This window comes from Lewinellaceae bacterium (genome assembly GCA_020636135.1).
Classification (GTDB): domain Bacteria; phylum Bacteroidota; class Bacteroidia; order Chitinophagales; family Saprospiraceae; genus JAGQXC01.
Window position 1 is genome coordinate 405,619 of record JACJYK010000001.1, and the last position, 18,398, is coordinate 424,016.

Annotated in this window: 16 protein-coding genes and 1 tRNA gene; 2 read left to right on the forward strand and 15 right to left on the reverse strand. The window is 50.3% G+C overall.

Annotation, left to right across the window (positions count from 1 at the left end):
• Nucleotides 1-99: 99 nt before the first annotated feature.
• The 4 genes from galE to H6570_01655 form a co-directional block, all read right to left on the reverse strand.
• Nucleotides 100-1,137 (reverse strand): UDP-glucose 4-epimerase GalE, encoded by a 1,038-nt coding sequence (gene galE / locus H6570_01640; protein MCB9317958.1) that lies wholly within the window; start codon nt 1,135-1,137, stop codon nt 100-102.
• Nucleotides 1,138-1,144: 7 nt separating this feature from the next.
• Nucleotides 1,145-2,824: a sodium/sugar symporter gene (locus tag H6570_01645; GenBank protein ID MCB9317959.1), complete on the reverse strand. Its 1,680-nt coding sequence runs from the start codon at nt 2,822-2,824 to the stop codon at nt 1,145-1,147.
• Between the two features lie 312 nt (nt 2,825-3,136).
• Complete coding sequence (locus H6570_01650) at nt 3,137-3,937, reverse strand: prohibitin family protein (protein ID MCB9317960.1); 801 nt, start codon at nt 3,935-3,937, stop codon at nt 3,137-3,139.
• Nucleotides 3,938-4,084: 147 nt separating this feature from the next.
• Nucleotides 4,085-5,110: a glycosyltransferase family 9 protein gene (locus H6570_01655; GenBank protein MCB9317961.1), complete on the reverse strand. Its 1,026-nt coding sequence runs from the start codon at nt 5,108-5,110 to the stop codon at nt 4,085-4,087.
• 44 nt (nt 5,111-5,154) lie between these two features.
• On the opposite strand from H6570_01655, the gene H6570_01660 reads away from it, so the two are divergent.
• Nucleotides 5,155-6,573: an aldehyde dehydrogenase family protein gene (locus tag H6570_01660; GenBank protein ID MCB9317962.1), complete on the forward strand. Its 1,419-nt coding sequence runs from the start codon at nt 5,155-5,157 to the stop codon at nt 6,571-6,573.
• Between the two features lie 553 nt (nt 6,574-7,126).
• On the opposite strand, the gene H6570_01665 is transcribed toward H6570_01660, so the two are convergent.
• From H6570_01665 to H6570_01710, 10 genes are all read right to left on the reverse strand, one after another.
• Nucleotides 7,127-7,759, reverse strand: a complete 633-nt coding sequence (locus H6570_01665) for a bifunctional phosphoribosyl-AMP cyclohydrolase/phosphoribosyl-ATP diphosphatase HisIE (protein MCB9317963.1) — start codon at nt 7,757-7,759, stop codon at nt 7,127-7,129.
• An 18-nt stretch (nt 7,760-7,777) separates the two neighbouring features.
• Nucleotides 7,778-8,536 carry an imidazole glycerol phosphate synthase subunit HisF gene (hisF, locus tag H6570_01670; protein ID MCB9317964.1) on the reverse strand — a complete coding sequence of 253 codons (759 nt, stop codon included), beginning with the start codon at nt 8,534-8,536 and terminating at the stop codon, nt 7,778-7,780.
• Nucleotide 8,537: 1 nt separating this feature from the next.
• Nucleotides 8,538-9,260, reverse strand: coding sequence for a 1-(5-phosphoribosyl)-5-[(5-phosphoribosylamino)methylideneamino]imidazole-4-carboxamide isomerase (hisA, locus tag H6570_01675; protein MCB9317965.1), 723 nt, complete (start codon nt 9,258-9,260; stop codon nt 8,538-8,540).
• Nucleotides 9,261-9,263: 3 nt separating this feature from the next.
• On the reverse strand, nt 9,264-9,860 hold the full coding sequence (hisH, locus tag H6570_01680) for an imidazole glycerol phosphate synthase subunit HisH (GenBank protein ID MCB9317966.1): 597 nt from the start codon (nt 9,858-9,860) through the stop codon (nt 9,264-9,266).
• Nucleotides 9,857-10,975: a bifunctional histidinol-phosphatase/imidazoleglycerol-phosphate dehydratase HisB gene (hisB, locus tag H6570_01685; protein MCB9317967.1), complete on the reverse strand. Its 1,119-nt coding sequence runs from the start codon at nt 10,973-10,975 to the stop codon at nt 9,857-9,859. The genes hisH and hisB overlap by 4 nt, the downstream gene beginning before the upstream one ends.
• A 2-nt stretch (nt 10,976-10,977) precedes the next feature.
• Entirely contained in the window at nt 10,978-12,006 is a 1,029-nt protein-coding gene (gene hisC / locus H6570_01690; GenBank protein MCB9317968.1) for a histidinol-phosphate transaminase, read from the reverse strand.
• The gene (hisD, locus tag H6570_01695) at nt 12,003-13,298 is read right to left on the reverse strand and encodes a histidinol dehydrogenase (GenBank protein MCB9317969.1); all 1,296 of its coding nucleotides are present in this window, start codon (nt 13,296-13,298) and stop codon (nt 12,003-12,005) included. The genes hisC and hisD overlap by 4 nt, the downstream gene beginning before the upstream one ends.
• Nucleotides 13,298-14,155 (reverse strand): ATP phosphoribosyltransferase, encoded by an 858-nt coding sequence (locus tag H6570_01700; GenBank protein MCB9317970.1) that lies wholly within the window; start codon nt 14,153-14,155, stop codon nt 13,298-13,300. Before H6570_01700 ends, hisD begins: the two co-directional genes overlap by 1 nt.
• 168 nt (nt 14,156-14,323) lie before the next feature.
• Nucleotides 14,324-14,399: transfer RNA gene (locus tag H6570_01705), tRNA-Phe, on the reverse strand.
• 95 nt (nt 14,400-14,494) lie between these two features.
• Nucleotides 14,495-16,162 (reverse strand): gliding motility-associated C-terminal domain-containing protein, encoded by a 1,668-nt coding sequence (locus H6570_01710; GenBank protein ID MCB9317971.1) that lies wholly within the window; start codon nt 16,160-16,162, stop codon nt 14,495-14,497.
• A gap of 310 nt (nt 16,163-16,472) precedes the next feature.
• Here H6570_01710 and H6570_01715 point away from each other — a divergent pair, with 310 nt between their 5' ends.
• Nucleotides 16,473-17,294, forward strand: coding sequence for a hypothetical protein (locus H6570_01715; protein ID MCB9317972.1), 822 nt, complete (start codon nt 16,473-16,475; stop codon nt 17,292-17,294).
• Here the strand turns inward: H6570_01715 and H6570_01720 are convergent.
• Nucleotides 17,291-18,376: a beta galactosidase jelly roll domain-containing protein gene (locus H6570_01720; GenBank protein MCB9317973.1), complete on the reverse strand. Its 1,086-nt coding sequence runs from the start codon at nt 18,374-18,376 to the stop codon at nt 17,291-17,293. The genes H6570_01715 and H6570_01720 overlap by 4 nt on opposite strands.
• Nucleotides 18,377-18,398: the final 22 nt, after the last annotated feature.

Genomic DNA, 18,398 nt, shown 5'->3' on the forward strand with positions numbered 1-18,398 from the left:
TATTGAATCAAAGGTGCCGGAGCATCCGGAAATTGATTTGGCGATTTGGCTACCGATTTGCAACCCCTAAAGCCGAAGCAGAAAAACATTTCCCAGCATTCACAAATGCAATGTTTCCCTCGCATATTTTTCCCATGCCCATGCCGACCGGGTCATCTCATCCAGATCACGTTTCGTGTGCCAGTGCAGCACCTGTGCCGCTTTATCTACATTGGCATAGATAGCAGCAACATCGCCTGGACGGCGGTCCACCAGGCGGTAATTTAAGTTTAAACCCGTGACTTTTTCGAAGGATTGAATGACTTGTAATACCGTACTGCCCAATCCGGTGCCCAGGTTGATCACGTCGTAACCAACCGACTGCTTTCCGTCCAGTTGATGTAGTAACGCGCTTACATGTGCTTCCGCCAGATCCATGACATGAATGTAATCCCGGACGGCGGTGCCATCTGCGGTATCGTAATCACTGCCAAAAACCGCCAATTCCTTTCGTATGCCGATAGCGGTCTGGGTGATGTAGGGCATCAGGTTATTGGGTACCCCGATCGGCAGCTCGCCTATCAGGGCCGATGGGTGAGCTCCTACCGGATTAAAATAGCGCAATGATATGGCCCGCTGTACTTCACCGGCGTGTACGGCGTCCCGGATCATAATCTCATTCATTTGTTTGGTCTGCCCATAGGGAGAAGCGGCCGGCTGCAATGGAGTCTGCTCGGTGACCGGTAGAACATCAGGCTCTCCATAGACCGTAGCTGACGATGAAAAGATCAGATTGGGTATGTCGTGCCGGTGCATGGCTTCCAGCACATGAAGCATGGATACCAGATTATTCCGGTAGTACCGGGTCGGTTGGGCCACCGACTCACCGACGGCTTTCAGAGCCGCAAAATGAATGATACCGACGGCATCGCTGTGGCGGTTGAAACAATCTTTTGTTGCTTCTTCATCACAAAGATCGACAATCTCGAGGAGCGGTTTGCTTCCGGTGATACGCCTGATACGGTCTACAACTTCTGCAGAACTGTTGACCAGATTGTCCATCAGGACCACCTCAAAGCCTGCTTCCTGAAGGGCTACCGCTGTATGGGATCCGATGTAGCCGGTACCTCCGGTGGTTATGATTTTACGTTTAGTCATCTGCTGTTTACCAGAACAATGCGTACAGGGCGACCAATATGATCATAATGATGGTCGCACTGATGTTGAATGCCGGTGCGGTACGGAATAGATTCTTGGTCAGCGGAATGCCCTTCGCATCCGGTTTGCCGCGGTTCTCCAGGAAACTCAACAGTAAAATAATGCCGATGGATGCCAGACAGGTTATGAACATTTGATGCATGAAGGGTATGTTCACAAACAAAGCCGCGTCCGACCATCCGTTGGGTGCCACCTTAAAATAAAGGGCGATCGGTATCGACAGGATGACGCCCCAGATGGCAGCATTGTTGGTCGCACTACGCCAGAACAATCCGGTGAGGAACACGGCCAGAATACCGGGACTTACAACACCTGTATATTCCTGGATGAATTGGAATGCCTGGGATAAATTACCCAGAAGGGGAGCAATGATCACCGCAATGACCAGAGCAATGGCAGCCGAGATACGACCGGCATTTACGATCTGGCGGTTGGTTGCTTTTTTATTGATGTAATCGACGTAGATGTCCATGGTAAATATAGTAGCCGTGGAATTCAGCATCGAAGCCAGTGATGAGACAATGGCAGCTGCCAATGCAGCCATGACCAATCCTTTCAGACCTACCGGTACGAAAGATTTGATCAGCCAGGGCGCAGCGTTGTCGTTAATGATCTGTCCGTTCAGGCCGAGAAAATGCGGATCAACGGATTCCGGAGTTACGGCACCAGAAGCATCGGCATTGAGAACAAAGGCGATGATACCCGGAATCACCACGATCAGTGGGATCAACAATTTCAGGAAGGCAGCAAATGCAATCCCTTTTTGGGACTCGCGTAAGTCTTTGGCAGCCAGCGTCCGCTGGATGATGTATTGGTTAAAGCCCCAGTAATACAGGTTCGCAACCCACATCCCGCCGATCAATACGGCGAGTCCGGGAAGGTCCCACCACGCATCACGTCCATCCGGGGTGATGATCTCCCCTTTGTCCAGGATCATAGAAAACTTCTCCGGTACTTTTTCCAGCAGGTAACTGAAACCGTGGAAGATATTTCCGTCCGGAGTGAGCTTGCCCAATGCAATAAAAGTGGTGATAAAGCCACCGATAACCAGCAAAACAACCTGTACCACGTCTGTCCATGCAACCGCACTAAGGCCTCCCCAGAGGGAATACGCGGCTGCAAAACAAGCCAGCCCGATGACAAAAGGCATCATCATGCTGCCATCCCCGGTACCAACGATGGTATCCATGGCCTTCGCACCCAAATAGAGGACCGAGGTCAGATTGACAAAAATAAACAAGGCGATCCAGAATACCGCCAGGATGGTTTTCAGGTTGGTGGAATAGCGTTTTTCCACAAATTCCGGAATGGTATACAGTTTCTTCTCGATGAAGATCGGCAGGAAGAATTTTCCTACGACCAGCAGGGTGAGGGCCGCCATCCATTCGTAGGATGCGATCGCCAGACCGATCGCAAATCCCGAACCGGACATACCGATGAATTGTTCGGCAGAAATATTGGCGGCAATGAGTGAAGCCCCGATCGCCCACCAGGGCAATGATTTGCCGGCCAGAAAATAATCTTCGGCTCCACGCTCATGACCTTTTTTGGTCCTTGATACATAAAGTCCAATTCCGAGGATGGTAAGGCAGTAGATGGTGAACACCACAATGTCGGCTGTATGCATAATCCATTTGCTTAATAGTCCAAAGCTTGAAATTAATTTAATTTTTCAAACCTCCGGACTTCAGACCTCCGTTATTTGTGGATGATCTAAAACAGGTTGCCACCAAAAGGAAAACCGGAAGGAACACTTCCGGCTTTCATTGCTTTTTTCTCCAGTAATTACAGGGTTTTACTGCGTCATGCCTGGCGGAATCCGCACCGAGCTGAGGTCCGGAATGGCAAGTTGCATTCCAGGATGCCCGAATAGGAGGTCATTCCCCTTTCTCCCTTCTCCCTTCTCCTTTCCCCTTTCCCCTTTCTCCTTTCTCCCTGCTTATTGATTGCCCAGGATCAAAGGCAGCCCTTTGTCTCCACCACCGACGACGATGACCTTGGAGTTCGGTGAATTAGCCAGCTGTAGGGTGGCTTCGATTCCTTTGTCCTGCAGGATCTTGTCAGAAAGTGAGGCGGACAAAATACGGTTGGCCTCTGCTTTGGCTTTAGCTTCAATGATTTTACGCTCGGCTTCTTTCCGCTCTTTCTCCAGGCGGAACTCGTACTGTAAGGACTCCTGCTCGGTCTTCAGTTTTTCCTCGATGGATGACCGTACCGTCTCCGGCAGTGCTACCTCCCGGATGAGCACAGCATCCAGATTAATGTACTTAATCTTGATGGCTTCACTGGTCATATGGAAGATTTCATCCTGGATGGCTTCCCTTTTAGTGGAATACAACTCTTCAGGAAGGTATTTGCCGATCACTTCACGGGTCGCAGAACGGATCTCGGGTTTGACGATACGTTCAAGGTATTCGGGGCCGATCAGATCATGCAGATAGCCGATCATTTGCGGATCCGGAGAGAAGCGGTAACTAAGTTCCACCTTGATGGTCAGACCATTACTGGAGAGAACTTCCATCGTTTCAAACGATTCATTGATGCGCACGTCGTAAATGAACATCTTATTCCAGGGCATGACCACATGAAAGCCCTGGTCATACACGTGTTCTTTGTCGAGTCCACCGCCGAAACGACGGAATAATACGCCCCGGTTACCGGCATCAATGGTCAGGAAAGTAGTATTGGTCAGGATTACAAAAAGTAAAATAAAGCCTACCCCAAAAAGGATGAGTTTCATGGCCTTTGGGGTTTGGCCAAATAAATTGGGATCGCGTCTGTTCGTCATTTTTGAATTTTTTTTAAAAAATAATGAAAGTCAGAGGGCAATACTGCAAATATTCTATCAGCAGAAGCAAAAAAACGACTTTTGATTAAGAATTACATGTTATTGTATTTCCTGCCAGGCCTGGACGACCTGTTCCGGGCGGATCTCCATCATGCATTTGAAATGGCCTTTCGGACAATCCCCTCTTCCAAATCGTGAGCAGGGACGGCAGGGCAGGTTGGCTACTTCCACGTTCTGGAAGGGGATGGGTTCATTCCCGTAATAGGGCCAGAAGCCGTACTCGGCCAGGGTCCCTCCAAAGATGGCTACGACCGGTTTACGCAAGGCAGCAGCGATGTGCATAAACCCGGTATCGTGCGCAATAACGGCACGCGATTGTTCCACCATGGAAGCCGAGCCCATCAAACTGAAGACTCCGCAGGTGGACAGCACTTTGCCCGGATAGGCTTTCTGCAGTTCCAGGCCGGTTTCTTTTTCGGCCGGGCCACCGATCAGTACTACTTTGCCCGGTATCTGCCCGGTAATTTCAAGCAATTTCTCGATGGGCAAGCGCTTCGTGAAGTGCGCGGCGCCGATGACAAAAGCCGTATAGCCATCAGACACCAGACCAAGCTCGTTAAGGTTTATTTTTTGTTTTTCTGGAATGTAAAAGTCCAGGCCTCTTCCATCTGGCTTTACACCCAGCGAATGGGCAGCGGCCAGATACCGCTCGACGATATGATCTCCGGGCAGCCGGTTGATCTTGAAGTGTACCATCAACCATTTTGCCCAGTTTGCTTTGTGGTAACTGCTTACCGGGACCCGCCATAAAGCCATCCGGATGCGCAGGCTGCGCAGGTTTTTATGCAGGTCAAGTACGTGATCGAATTTTTCGGCCTGTAATTGGGTGATAACGGCGGGCATACCTTCCCCGATGGTCCAAATTTTGTCAACGTGCGGATTAGGCAGTAGTAAGGGTTTAAATACATCTTTGGTTATCACATGGACTTCTGCGCCAACCTGCTCTTTGAGCACGCGGAGGACCGGTGTGATCAGCACCAGATCACCCAGTGCGCTGAAGCGGATGACCAGCACTTTCTTCGGTTTATTTTTCTCCCTGCCAATGGTCTGCATAGATGCACGCAAAGTAATCAAAATAGATACCTTTACGAAGGACAGCATGTTATCGTATGGAGCTAATAAGTACCCCGCCTGAAAAAATCAGAGCGCTATTTAATGCACAAAGTGACAACCGGCAGCGCATGTCATCGTCGAGTTGGCGGGAACGCAGCCGGCGCCTGAAAGCATTGGCAAATGCCGTCCTCAAGTATCAGACAGCGATTCAGGAGGCTTTATACAATGATTTTCGAAAGCCCAGTGGCGAGACGGATATGATCGAAATCTATCCCATTCTCCATGAGATCAGGCATGCTCGCAAAAACTTGCGTGACTGGACACGACGCAGAAAGGTGCCTACTGCCTTGCCTTTTATCGGATCCAGATCTTACATATTTCCCGAGGCGAAAGGGGTTGTTCTGATCATTTCTCCGTGGAATTTTCCGGTCAATCTGTCCATCATCCCCTTAGTCAGTGCCATAGCGGCTGGTAATACAGCCATTGTTAAGCCGTCTGAAAATGTACCCCATACGGCTTTAATGCTCGAAAAAATTATTTCCGAAGTCTTTCCGCCCGAGGAGGTGGCCGTCGTTCAAGGGGGGGCAGATACTTCTGGTACGCTGATGGAATTACCGTTTCATCATGTCTTTTTCACCGGCTCTGAGCGTGTCGGTAAGCTCGTTATGAAAGCAGCTGCCGAGCATCTTACCTCCGTGACGCTGGAACTGGGCGGGAAGACACCAACCATTGTGGACGCATCCGCACATCTTCCCCAGGCGGCAAGCCGGATTGTGGCAGCGAAATTTTCCAATGCAGGTCAGATATGCATTTCTCCCGATCATTTATATGTCCACGAACAGATTTATGAGCCATTCATGCAGACCTTACAGGATGTCATCGAGTCGATGTTTGGCAAAGAGCCGGCCAACAGTTCAAGTTATGCCCGCTTGGTGAATGGTCATCAATTCCAGCGGTTGAAATCCGGAATGGAGCAAGCGGTGGGGAATGGCGCCCGCATCCGTTACGGGGGTCGGATGGATGAAGCTGAACGATACATGCAGCCTACCTTGCTCAGTGAAGTTTCTCTGGAATCCAGTCTGATGAAAGGTGAAATTTTCGGTCCGATATTGCCGGTCCACAAATACAAAGATATCGATGAGGTCATCCGTAAGATCAACAGCGACCCGAAGCCACTCACCTTATATGTTTATACCAATTCACGCGTGATCGAAGAAAAAATCCTTCGCCAAACCAACAGCGGGAATGTTTGCATCAATAACAGTGCCCTGCATTTTTACAATAGTGATTTGCCTTTCGGGGGAGTAAATACCAGTGGGATCGGAGCGAGTCACGGATACTTCGGTTTTCTGGAATTCACCAACCAGAAAGCAGTCTACGATCAGGTCTTCCGCTACAGCTTGATTGATTTGATTTTTCCACCGGCCCGGGCCTGGAAAACCTGGCTGGTCAATCTGGTGATCAGGTGGTTTTAGGGGGCGGCACGCTGTACGCTATTCGCTATTCGCTATTCGCTGTACGCTATTCGCACGAAAACACGAAAACACATTAACTCAATTCTTAGTGTACCTCAGTGCCCTTTGTGTCTTAGTGGTAAAATGCTTTACGCTGTACGCTGTAGGCATTTCGCTATTCGCACGAAAACACGAAAACACGAAAACACATTAACTCAATTCTTAGTGCTTCTTAGTGACCTATATGCCTTAGTGGTAAAATGCTTTACGCTGTACGCTGTTAGTTGTTAGCAAGGAAACATGAAAACACCTTATCAGAGATCTCTCCGTGCGCCACTTTCAGCTGGCTTAGTCGAGATGACAATTTGGTAAAAAAGCTGTTCGTTGTTTGCTGTATGCTGTTTGCAGGTAAGGAAAACACCTAAAAACGAAAACATATGAAGCCTATTCTTAGTGCTTCTTAGTGACCTATATGCCTTAGTGGTAAAATGCTTTACGCTGTACGCTATTCCCACGGAAACACGTTATACATGTCCTGTCCATTCACCATTCAACCTTCACCATTCAACCTTTCTCAAGGTCTTCCCTTCGTCTTCACCAGGTGCCTTCTTTCCAGCTCCTGTTCGATCTCTTTGAGCCGTATTTCTTTGGCTTCGAGAAGGACCATGAAGTGATAGAGCAGGTCCGCAGCCTCGCCTACAAAAAGCCGGCGGTTGCTGTCCTTGGCTTCGATGACCAGCTCGACAGCTTCCTCACCCACTTTCTGGGCGATCTTGTTGATGCCCCGGTTGAGCAGTTTATTGGTATAACTGGTGGGATCTCCTTCTTCTTTGCGCTGACGGATGATCTTGCCCAGTTTATGGAGGAAAAATTTTCTTTCGTTGATGTCTCCAAAACAGGTGTCATCACCGGTATGGCATACCGGTCCGTCCGGCTTGACGCGCATGAGTAGGGTGTCGTTGTCACAATCTACCTGGACTGACTTCAGATGCAGGAAATTTCCGCTGGTTTCACCCTTGGTCCATAGCCGGTCCTTACTGCGGCTGTAAAAGGTAACCATCTTGGTGGCGATGGTCTGTTGGAGGGCTTCTTTGTCCATATAGCCAAGCATCAGGACGGCTTCGGATTGATTATCCTGGATGATCACCGGGATGAGTCCGTCGCCCTTGGCAAAGTCCAGTTTTTCGATTGTGGCTTGATTCAACATACGCATAAAGATAATTACTTATATGATTCGCATGGTAATGCCTTGACCCGCTAAATAATTTTTTAATGAAGGTATGGGTATTTCACCAAAGTGAAAGATGCTGGCTGCAAGTCCGGCATCGGCTTTTCCGGTGGTGAACACCTGCTTAAAATGTTCCATGGTTCCCGCGCCACCGGATGCAATGATGGGAATTGGCAACAGATCCGATAGCCGCGCCGTGGCTTCCAGGGCAAATCCCTGTTTGGTTCCATCGTGGTCCATGGAGGTGAACAGGATCTCACCTGCGCCACGTTCGGTGCCTTCCCGTGCCCAGGCAAACAACTCCAGTTCGGTTGGTATGCGTCCTCCATTCAGGTGCACATACCAACCCTGCTCCATCTGTTTGGCATCGATGGCAAGGACGATACACTGGCTACCGAATTCTTTACTCAGGTCGTTGATGAGGTCGGGATTGCGTACCGCTGCAGAATTGATGGAAACCTTGTCGGCCCCTGATTCCAGGAGTACGCCAACATCTGCAACCGAGCTGATGCCTCCGCCGATCGTAAATGGAATATTCAGCTCGGCAGCCACATGACGTGCAAGCTCTGCCAGGGTCTTCCGCTTCTCATGCGTAGCGGTAATGTCCAGGAAGACCAGCTCATCAGCGCCCTGACGACTGTAAGCTGCTCCCAGTTCTACCGGGTCGCCGGCATCACGCAGGTTGACAAAGTTGATGCCTTTGACGGTGCGCCCGTCTTTGACATCGAGGCAGGGAATGATGCGTTTTGCTAACATATCAGCTGGTTTGAAGTTGGACCAGAGCGGTCAGATCGATGGTCTTTTCGTAAATGGCCTTACCGATGATGGCTCCCCGGCAACCGGCATCGTGGACGGCCATGACATCGTCAAGGTTCCTTATACCGCCGCTGGCGATCAGGTTTTGGCCTGGGAATGTATGGCATACGGAGCGGTACAATCCGGTAGCCGGCCCGGTCATGGCACCATCTTTCGATATATCGGTCACGGTAAGCCAGGTGATTCCCCGCGACTCCATATCCGCTATGTAGTCGGACAATAAGGTTGATTCCGTGGCCTGCCATCCATGGGTGGCAATGTAATTGTCACGGACATCCGCAGAAAGAATGATGCGGTCCGCGCCGAAAACCTCGATCCAGGAGGTGAATAGCTCCGGTTCGCGGTAGGCCAGACTGCCGATATTGACTTTGTCCACCCCCAGCTCAAAAAGGCGTTCCACCTCTTCGCGGTTACGAATCCCTCCGCCAAAATCGACGATGAGCCGGGTATGCTTCAGGATTCCTTCCACCTGGTTCCAGTGGATTACTTTTTTTGCTTTTGCTCCTTCCAGATCCACCAGATGCAGGTGGGTAAATCCGGCATTCTCCAGGGTTTGCGCCATAGCTACCGGATCATTGGCATAAACGGTCTCCTGACTGTAATCGCCCTGAAACAGTCGTACACATTGACCGCCCAGCATATCAATGGCAGGAAATATCAGCATGGTTTATCCTTTTACAAATTGTTCCAGAATCCGGGCGCCTACCGGGCCTGACTTTTCCGGGTGAAATTGTGTAGCCACAAAGTTGTCTTTTTGCATCGCCGCTGAAAAGGGCTCAATATAATTGCAGGTGGCTGCCGTATAGGGGCCTTGCTCGGCATAGTAGCTGTGTACAAAATAGACGTATTCTCCCTCTACGGATTCCGGCAAAAAACTTCCCGGTTCGCGGTGGATGGCATTCCAACCCATATGAGGCACCTTATGTTCGGATTGATTTTTTGGCACGAAACGTTTCACCTTCTGCGGTATGATGCCCAGGCATTCGGTATCATTTTCTTCCGAGTGCGTGCAGAGCAACTGCATACCCAGACATACGCCCAGGACCGGTTGCGTCAGGCTACGTATAACCTCATCCAATCCGTGGCGGCGCAGGTATGCCATCGTCGAACTGGCTTCTCCCACACCCGGGAAAATGACTTTATCGGCTTGCCGGATACGGTCATGATCGCCGGTAAGGGTGGCATGTACTCCCATGCGTTCCAGTGCAAAAAGGACCGAACGCACATTGCCGGCATTGTACTGAATGATGACTATATCTTTCATAACGTACCTTTTGTGGTGGGTAACGAATCATCGGCGGGGTCACGACGTATAGCCATTCGGATGGCCCGGGCAAATGCTTTGAAGATGGATTCGATCTTATGGTGTTCGTTGTCACCGGTGCACAGGATGTTCAGATTGCAAGCCGCTGTATCGGTAAAGGACTTGAAAAAATGAAAGAAGAGTTCGGTGGGTACATCACCGATCCGTTCACGGCGGAATTCAGCATCCCAAACTAACCATGGTCTCCCACCGAAATCAATGCCTACGTGGGCCAGGCTATCATCCATCGGTAAATAGAAGCCATATCGTTGTAAGCCTTTCTTGTCGCCCAACGTCTTACGGAAGGCTTCACCCAATGCCAGTGCCGTATCTTCGATCGTATGATGTTCATCCACTTCCAGATCTCCGTCGACTTTAACAGTAAGATCTATGCCGGCGTGCCTGGCGATCTGGTCCAGCATGTGATCAAAGAAACCCAGACCGGTAGCTATGACACTCTTGCCGGAGCCATCCAGGTTGAGCTGGATCAGTACATCGGTTTCTTTGGTGGTGCGGCGTATTTCGGCAGTGCGTGTTCCCAGTTTCAGAAGCCGGTAGATTGCCTCCCAGGAGCCGGTCGTCAGTGCAGTGATGGACTCCAGTGTGATATCTTTCAACACTGGATCCAGCGGCCGGATGTGGATACCCTGGCAACCCAGATTGCGTGCCAGCATCAGATCCGTCTCCCGGTCGCCGATGACAAATGAATGGCTCAGATCGTAATCACCGGAGAGATAGCCAGTCAATAAAGCAGTGCCGGGTTTGCGGGTAGGCGCATTTTCCTCTGGCAGCGTGCGGTCGATAAATATAGCATCAAAATGAATGCCTTCGCCGGATAATGCTTCAAGCATTTTTTGCTGTGCTGGCCAGAAGTCCGATTCCGGGAATGACGGCGTGCCCAGGCCATCCTGATTGGTGATCATGACCAGCTCAAAGTCCAATTCACGGGCAATGCGACCCAGCCAGGTGAATACTCCCGGGACAAAGTCCAGTTTTGCCAGGCTGTCAACCTGGAAGTCGTAGGGCTCTTTGATCAATGTTCCGTCACGGTCAATAAATAATATTTTTTTTCCCATGATCAGGCGTTTTTGAAAGCTTGAATCAATGCATCGTTTTCCAGTGCAGTACCTACCGTAATGCGCAGACACCCTTCACACAGATGTACATTGGACCGGTTGCGCACAATGATGCCTTCCTGACGCAGATGGTCATACCATTTTTTTGCATCATCCACCCGGACCAGAATAAAATTGGTGTCCGAAGGATAGACCCTTTCGACCATAGGTAGTTTTTCCAGCTCAACAGTCAGCCACTGACGCTGATCCAGGATCTTTTGGACCCACCAGTCTTTTTGGTTTTTATTGCGGATCGACTGCAGGGCTTGCTCCTGGGTATAGGTGCTTATATTATAGGGTGGTTTGACTTTATAAATGAGTTTGATGATTTCCGGTGTGGAAAAAGCCATACCCAGTCGTATCCCTGCCAGTCCCCAGGCTTTGGAGAAGGTCTGCATGATCACCAGATTGGGGTAGCGCTTGATCCAGGGAACAAATGATTTATCCGGGCAAAAGTCAATGTACGCTTCATCGATAACCACAATACCAGTAAAGGCTTCGACGATGCGGTGGACCAGATTTTGATCCAGCGCATTAGCCGTTGGGTTGTTAGGGTGGCAAAGGAACAGCAGTTTGGTCTGGGGCGTGGTTGCTTGGGCGATGGCGTCCGGTATCGGCTGGTAATCGTCGTCCAGGCTGACAGCTATCGTCTGGACATCGCAAATGTCGGCGGCAACCCGGTACATCCCATAGGTAGGATCCAATGTCATAATTTGATCGATGCCCGGTTGGCAAAAGATGCGGATCATCAGGTCAATGATCTCATCGCTGCCGTTGCCGAGGGCGATGTATTCGGCGGGAACTCCTTTGATGGCGGCAATCTTCTCCCTTACCAGAGCGTGATGTGGATCCGGATAGCGGTTCAGGCCGGTTTCGTAAGGGTTTTCATTGGCGTCCAGGTGGATTCCGCCGGTGCCTTCGAAGTCATGCCTTGCTGAGGAATAGGGTGTCAATCGCCAGATGTTTGGCCGTACCAGATTTTCCAGATTCATGATGACTGATCGTTGAGATTTTGTAATCGGATGGATACCGCGCGGGCATGAGCTTGCAGTTGCTCTGCCTCTGCCATGGCAATAATTGCCGGCCCCAGGTTTTGTAGTCCTGCCGGTGTGATTTTCTGGAAGGTTATTTTTTTCAGATAGGCGTCCAGGTTAACACCGCTGTATGAACGGGCATAACCATTGGTAGGCAAGGTATGATTGGTGCCAGAGGCATAATCTCCGGCGGATTCCGGGGTAAAATTACCGATGAACACCGAGCCCGCATTGATGATCTGACTGGCTCTCTGGTCGGCATTTTCTCCGGTAATGATTAAATGTTCAGGAGCGTATGCATTAACAAAATCAACCATGTCTTGTTCTTCCTGCAGGAGTATCGATTTGCTGTGAGCAAGTGCACCCAGGGCCAGGTCGCTCCGGGGCAGCGCGGCGCACTGGCGATCAACTTCTTCCAGGGTCGCTTCCACCAGGACTTTATCCCGGGCTACCAGCACGACCTGGGAGTCGACTCCATGTTCGGCCTGGGACAGCAGATCTGCAGCCAGGAAAGCAGGTATACTTCCGGCCCCAGCCCATACCAGCACTTCAGATGGTCCGGCCGGTAAATCGATGGCCACACCCTGTTGCTGGACCAGCTGCTTGGCGGCGGTAACATACTGGTTGCCGGGTCCGAAGATCTTATAAACCCGGGGTATGGTGGCGGTTCCATAAGCCATTGCTGCAATGGCCTGCGCACCGCCGGCTTTGAAGATCTTCCCAACACCTACTTCATGTGCCGCAACCAGCATTTCGGGGATCAGGTTACCATTTTTGTCCGGGGGTGTACAAATGATGACCTCCCTGCATCCGGCAATGCGTGCTGGAATGGCCAGCATCAGGATAGTGGAGAAGAGCGGTGCGGTGCCTCCCGGAATATACAGGCCTACTTTCTCGATGGGTACGCTCTTTTGCCAGCAGGTGACGCCGGGAGATGTCTCCAGCTGCCGTTCGGGATCTTTTTGTAATTGATGAAACCGCTCGATGTTTTTTGCGGCCGTCCGGATAGCATCCAGTAAGCCATCATCGACTTGTGCATAAGCTGCTTGGATTTCCTCTTCGGATACTGCAAGGTGGCCGAGTTCTGCACCATCAAACAGAGCTGTGAAGCGAAGGACGGCGTCGTCTCCCTCATTTCTGACCGCATCCAGGATAGGCTGTACTTTCCCGGTGATCTGCGACCAGTCCATCACCGGGCGGGTGATGAGATCCGGCCAGCGGTCTCGTGTTGGCTCATTGAATTGTCGCATCAGATGATCATTTTTTGGATGGGTACCACCAGGATTCCCTGGGCTCCTTTCGCTTTCAGTTCATGGATGATCTCCCAGAATTTATCTTCCTGGATGACGGTATGCACCGAACTCCATCCGGACATGGCCAGCGGCAATACCGTCGGACTTTTCATCCCGGGCAGGATGGCAATGATCTCTTCAAGACGCTCGTTGGGGGCGTTAAGAAGGATGTATTTGTTGCTTTGTGCTTTCAATACCGATTCCATCCGGAATACCAGCTGATCCAGGATCCGCCTCTTGGCTTCACTCATATGAGGGGTAGCCGCCAGCACCGCTTCGGATCGCAGGATCACTTCTTTCTCAACCAGATTATTCTGGAAGAGGGTGTTACCGGAACTGACCAGGTCACAGATCCCCTCGGCCAGTCCGATGGCGGGGGCTATTTCGACGGAGCCGGAGATGACATGGATCTCGGCATCCACCTGGTTTTGTTCCAGATAGTTGCGTAAGGTATTCGGGTAGGAGGTGGCTATTTTTTTGCCCTGAAAGTCGCCGATGCCGGCGTAAGGCTGGCCTTTCGGTACGGCCAGGGACAGGCGGCATTTGGCAAAGCCCAGTGGCAGGACCGTATCCAGCTGGCAGCCGGTCTCTACCAGTAAATTTTCTCCGATGATACCGATGTCGGCGACACCGTCTTCGACGTATTGGGGGATGTCCGAATTGCGCAGGTAAAGAACATCAAGCGGAAAATTCTTGGCCTGGGCGCGCAACTGGTCGCGGCCGTTGTCCACTTTGATCGAACAATCGCTGAGCAACCCGAGGGAGTCTTCCAGCAATCTTCCGGACTTTTGAATAGCAATCTTTAATCGTTCCATGGTATGGTGTTAAAATAAAAAAGGCTTACCAAGCAGTTGGCAAGCCTTTGATGTTTTTTCATAGTTGACCTTACATCATACCGCTTCACCAGCTGCCCACGGGAACAGCATATGATGATGGTGATGATGTATTGGATAATTCATGAATCCAGCTATTAATTCAGGATTTGGTGGTACCTCCCAGGGTCGAACTGGGGACACCAGGATTTTCAGTCCTGTGCTCTACCAACTGAGCTAAGGTACCATTCTTCAATCAAGCCTTACGGTACTTCACCGAAAGGGAATGCAAATTTATACTCTTTTTTATTAACCCAAAATAAACCACTGCATTTTTTGTCCTTACCGGATCAGGGTGACGGTTCCGGCTTTGTTCTGCGGAAGGCCGCCAAACAATTGATACCTTACCTGATATACATAAACCCCGGGAGGTAGTTCTTGCCCGGCAGCGGTTCCATTCCATTGCGGTGAACTGCTGCCCGAGACCGGGGCATCATAAATCAGGTTGCCCCAACGGTCATAAATCCGGAAATAAATGAAGGATTCCACGGATCCGTCGTGGACGACTTCAAACAGGTCGTTTACGGCATCCCCATTGGGTGAAAAAACATTGGGGATGAATACCCCGCCACATTCCATCAGCTGCACCTGTGTTGACCTGGTGGTGGAGACACAGCCATCAGAGACCGTTACTGCATAAATGCCGGCAGAGGTAATGGTCTGGACCGGATTCAGGCTGTCGGCAGTATTCCATCGAAATGAATTTAACCGGCCATCCTGGAGGTCTATGATCCAGGATTCGCTGGCGCAGATGGTGGTGTCTTTTGCCAGTGTAAGCTGGATAGGTTCAGGTAGACCGACTTCTATGGTGTCGGTAAATGTACACACGGTGTCCACGCGGTGCAGTGCCACCCGGTACGTTCCGGTCTGGGTGATCGGATAGGCTACGCTGGTATCCCGGCCATTCCATACGGCTGTTGCCCCCGGATAGGGAATGTTGATCGTCAGCCCTTGTTCACAGATGACGGTATCCGGTCCGAGGTCAAATGGTATCTTGCGGTCGAGGACTTCCACCTGGACCTGATCCAGTGCAAACGTATCGCAGGCATCGGGGAAATAAAGGGTGTAGGTGGTGCTCTGTGCCGGCTGGGCAATGGGATTGGGACTGAACGGGTTATTTAATCCCTGGGTTGGTTCCCAGTACACATCCTGCATGATGCCAGAAATCAGCGGTATGGCTTCTCCCGGGCAGATGACCTGGTCCTGAATGTCATTGAGGAATGTGGTATACCGCATGCAGATGCGCTGCACATTGGATGAGCCACCGGTAGCTGAAGTAAATCCCCAGAAGACATAGGGAATACCGCCGAAGATGTTGGTTACAATGTCACCCTGGTAGGACAATCGCAGGTCACAGTCCATATACACATCCAGGCGGTGCACCTGGGCATCCCAGACCACACGCACATTGTGGTACTGGCAATCTTCAATATTCGGACTGCTGGCCAGCGCCTGGACCGGACCAGCCAGCGTATTGTTCGATCCATGGTCCACATCACCGTTGCGGATGATGGCTATGTGGTCGTAAGCAGGGTCATCAAGATTGAAATTCTGCCAGGTATCGAATTCAATACCTATGGAAGGCCGTACAAATTGAAACCCTAATCCTTCACCGGCCTCACCGATGGAGGTACTGACCGGTTGGAACCCGAATACGATCCCATCGGCTCCATTGGCATCCGTACAGCCCAGAAAGATGTCCATGATCGCTTCAAAGGATTCATTCAGGTTAATCTGATTGACATTCCAGATCGAGCCGGCAACAAACATGACATCCTGAGTCAGTTCGTAACATATGCTGTCGAGCCGGCGGGCAGCGCCGTTGATTTGGAATTGAGCAGAAGATGTACGGGGAAACAGGACCAGGAACAGGAGGCCGAAATGCAATGCTTTCAGGCAGCAGAAGTGCCGCCTTATGTTGATGCTGTTCAATTTATTGATCCAATTCAATCCAAATAAATTGTTGATTTCACATGCTATTCTAAACGACGAATACCGGCCCGTGTCATATATCCGTATTGGGAATTTACAATTTACTGGGTAATATGATTCACATCCTGTCCAACTTATTGATTTCAAAAGGGGGGCTGGAAAGAAGGGGAGAGGAAGACCTGGTATGCCCTACCGGTCCTGAAAAAACACATCAATTGGTTCAAGATTGCTTCAATTGCCTTCTCCGATGCTTAAAGTCTGACTACCAATAGCAGATAGCTAATATTATTTTCACTATAATTGCATTCATATTAAATGAATTCATGATATGTTTTCCAGGCGCCTGACGGTACCGCTTGCCTTATGGATCATGATCGTGCTCTACCTTGCCTTTGTAGAAGAAAAGGAGGGCGTGATGGTATGGATCATCCCACCGGCATTGTTACTGATGGTGGTATACATCTTTACGCCTCAACTGGATTATTGGTATGTGCAGCGCTACCGGCCTACCCTGGATGAACCTTTGCGGAAGTTTTTACATCGCCTGGTGCCCTGGATAACCCGCCTGGATCCGGAAGCGCAAAAAAAACTGGAAGAACGACTGGTATTACACATGGAAGGATCCGACTTCAGCGGCATGAGCATGGATACCATCCCGGAAGAAGCGAAGGTCATGGTCAGTCTGGCGGCGGTCATTATCTCGTGGGATCAGGAGAAAGCCCTGTTATCACCCTTTGAACGCGTGGTCTTTTACAAGCATCCTTTTCCCTCACCGAATCATCAGTTTCTGCATGCCAGCGAGACCGATTTTACCGATCAGGTACAGATCTATTCCCTGGAGCAGCTGATGGCTGCCTGGATGCGGCCGGACCGGTTCCTTAACCTGGCGTATTACGAATGGGGCAGAGTATTCCAGTTTGTCTTTGATCAGAAGCAGTATCCTCCATCCTCCCCACAGCATTGGGAGGTATTGACCCGAATCTCCGGGCAGTCCCTGGACCAATGGCAAAAATTTACCGGCTTTGAAGAGCTTGATTTCTGGGGAGTGGCCACGGCCTGTTATTTTACTTTTCAGCAAAAGATGGTGGAATCGGAACCAGCGCTCTATGCTGCTATCCGGGAAGTCTATGGCTCCCCGGTGAACAGTTAGTTGCTGCGTACGATTTTCGTAATGGCGGACTCTTCCACGATACCGACCGGTCCCCGGTAGATACCTCCATCTTTCCCGATATCGACCACCTTGACGGCAATCACATTGTTTCCGGTAGCATGGAGTAAGCCATCCGGGATGGGGTATACCCTCAATTTTGAAAACGATTGACTTTCACCCAGCTCGCGTCCGTCATTGGTTTCGCCTATTTTTTGGCCGTTCAGATAGGTGACATCAAAGTCGTCGATCTTACCCAGGACCAGATAATATTTTTGATTGCTCTGGGGGGTGAAATTCAGCCGGAATGTCTTGCGATACCACCCGGTACCATCATAGGAGCGATAGCCCTGATTATCCCAGAAATTCGGCACCAGAAGGGTCTCCCATTTGGTATCGTCATAATCGGGCCGGATATAATCTGCTTGATTGCTGGTGGTGAATTTCCAGGGTCCATAAAATCCCTGTTTGACAGCAGCACTCTGTTCCTGGGCATATATCCCCGGATTGCCGCCTATAATGCCACCATCCATGGTTTCATCGTATACCCGGATTGCAATGACATTGTCACCGCTGAAATTGATCAGCTCATTGGGGATAAAATAACTACGGTCCGAATCATAAGCGGTGCGGAACCGGGGAGGAAAGGTGCCGCTTTTTCCGATCAGCGTGCCATTCAGATACGTCTCATCCACATCGTCAATAAATCCGGGTAATAATATATGGGCATCCTGGCGGATTAATTCCCGGCCATCGAAATGGACCCGGTACCAGGCATAGCCATCATAGCCATTAAAGCCCTCATTTTCCCACCGGGCAGGTACCCGGATTTTCTCCCAGTTTTTGTCGGAATAAGATGGCGAAGCCCAGTTCACGTTGTCTCCAATACTAAATTTCCAGGACTGAGAAAGGTTGATTTTCCGGGTGAGGTCCTCAGAGACGTAATTTTGGCTTTCTCCAATATTATTTTCACCAAACAACCATTCCATAAACCAATTACGTAATGGCAATTCCTCCCACCGGCTTTCTTTACCTTTTTCCTGTGCAGTAAGGGAAAATGTGGATGCCAGGATTAAGATGATCATTATTAAAAGGGTGGATTTATTT

Coding starts and splice junctions, on each gene's coding strand:
- galE (MCB9317958.1), bottom strand. CDS start 1,137: ATGACTAAACGTAAAATCATAACCACCGGAGGTACCGGCTACATCGGA.
- H6570_01645 (MCB9317959.1), bottom strand. CDS start 2,824: ATGCATACAGCCGACATTGTGGTGTTCACCATCTACTGCCTTACCATC.
- H6570_01650 (MCB9317960.1), bottom strand. CDS start 3,937: ATGAAACTCATCCTTTTTGGGGTAGGCTTTATTTTACTTTTTGTAATC.
- H6570_01660 (MCB9317962.1), top strand. CDS start 5,155: ATGGAGCTAATAAGTACCCCGCCTGAAAAAATCAGAGCGCTATTTAAT.
- H6570_01665 (MCB9317963.1), bottom strand. CDS start 7,759: ATGTTGAATCAAGCCACAATCGAAAAACTGGACTTTGCCAAGGGCGAC.
- hisF (MCB9317964.1), bottom strand. CDS start 8,536: ATGTTAGCAAAACGCATCATTCCCTGCCTCGATGTCAAAGACGGGCGC.
- hisA (MCB9317965.1), bottom strand. CDS start 9,260: ATGCTGATATTTCCTGCCATTGATATGCTGGGCGGTCAATGTGTACGA.
- hisH (MCB9317966.1), bottom strand. CDS start 9,860: ATGAAAGATATAGTCATCATTCAGTACAATGCCGGCAATGTGCGTTCG.
- hisB (MCB9317967.1), bottom strand. CDS start 10,975: ATGGGAAAAAAAATATTATTTATTGACCGTGACGGAACATTGATCAAA.
- hisC (MCB9317968.1), bottom strand. CDS start 12,006: ATGAATCTGGAAAATCTGGTACGGCCAAACATCTGGCGATTGACACCC.
- hisD (MCB9317969.1), bottom strand. CDS start 13,298: ATGCGACAATTCAATGAGCCAACACGAGACCGCTGGCCGGATCTCATC.
- H6570_01700 (MCB9317970.1), bottom strand. CDS start 14,155: ATGGAACGATTAAAGATTGCTATTCAAAAGTCCGGAAGATTGCTGGAA.
- H6570_01715 (MCB9317972.1), top strand. CDS start 16,473: ATGTTTTCCAGGCGCCTGACGGTACCGCTTGCCTTATGGATCATGATC.
- H6570_01720 (MCB9317973.1), bottom strand. CDS start 18,376: ATGATCATCTTAATCCTGGCATCCACATTTTCCCTTACTGCACAGGAA.